This window comes from Tepidiphilus succinatimandens, from assembly GCF_006503695.1.
Taxonomy (GTDB): domain Bacteria; phylum Pseudomonadota; class Gammaproteobacteria; order Burkholderiales; family Rhodocyclaceae; genus Tepidiphilus; species Tepidiphilus succinatimandens.
Genome location: NZ_SBIK01000038.1, coordinates 1 through 807, shown reverse-complemented (window position 1 = coordinate 807; position 807 = coordinate 1). Strand labels below are relative to the sequence as shown.

Here is an 807-nt window from a genome sequence, read left to right as displayed (position 1 = left end):
GCTTGCAAATCTCGAAATTTTGTGCTGTAATCAAAAAAAAAGATATGGATCGATAAACAGGAGGAAGGGATGGAGCTGGAGGTTCCGACCACGACCCTGAGCTGGGAAGCGGGACACGCGGCCATCGCGGCTGCGGTAGCGCACGCGCAGCGGCTCGGGGTGCGCATCAACGTGGCCGTGTGCGACGCCTCGGGGCTACTCGTCGCCTTCCTGCGCATGCCGCTTTCCTTTTCCCAATCGATCGAACTCGCCATCGACAAGGCACGTACGGCGGCCGGTTTCGGCATTTCGACCTCGGCCTTGATGGCGGAGTTTGGCGAAGACGAAGCGCTGAAGCTTGGGTTTGCCTCACGAAAAGGGGTGGTTGTGTTTGGTGGCGGGCTGCCGATCCGCTGCGGTGATCGCCTCATCGGCGGCATCGGCGTCTCTGGTGCCTCCGCCGCCCAGGACGAGGAATGCGCCCGCGCTGCTTTGTCTGCTTTGGGTCTGTCGGAAGGCTCGTGAGGGGATGCACCCCAGCATAAAGCGGAGGAGAAGATGGAGACGACGGAGAGGGTAGATCCCCCCCAGAGACTGGCCCCGCCCGTGAGTGTCGAGGCAAGCGGCGAGCGAGGGGAGCATGAAGTGCTGCTGGTGCAGACCGGTGAGGTCTACGCCTGCAGAGAACACGAGACGCTGCTCGAGGGAATGTGCCGCTTGGGGCGCAGAGGAATCCCCGTCGGTTGCCTCGGTGGCGGATGCGGCATCTGCAAGGTGCGGGTGGTACAGGGCGAGGTCGTTCGGATCGGGCCGATCAGTAGGGCTCAT

At 62.7% G+C, this 807-nt stretch carries 2 protein-coding genes; both read left to right on the top strand.

What is annotated here, in order from left to right:
* The first annotated feature begins 69 nt into the window (after positions 1-69).
* Positions 70-504: a GlcG/HbpS family heme-binding protein gene (locus tag EPD82_RS11835; RefSeq protein ID WP_141056755.1), complete on the top strand. Its 435-nt coding sequence runs from the start codon at positions 70-72 to the stop codon at positions 502-504.
* Between the two features lie 33 nt (positions 505-537).
* Positions 538-807: 2Fe-2S iron-sulfur cluster-binding protein (locus tag EPD82_RS11830; RefSeq protein ID WP_141056754.1), on the top strand; the 270-nt coding region annotated here is incomplete at its 3' end.

Coding starts and splice junctions, on each gene's coding strand:
- EPD82_RS11835 (WP_141056755.1), top strand. CDS start 70: ATGGAGCTGGAGGTTCCGACCACGACCCTGAGCTGGGAAGCGGGACAC.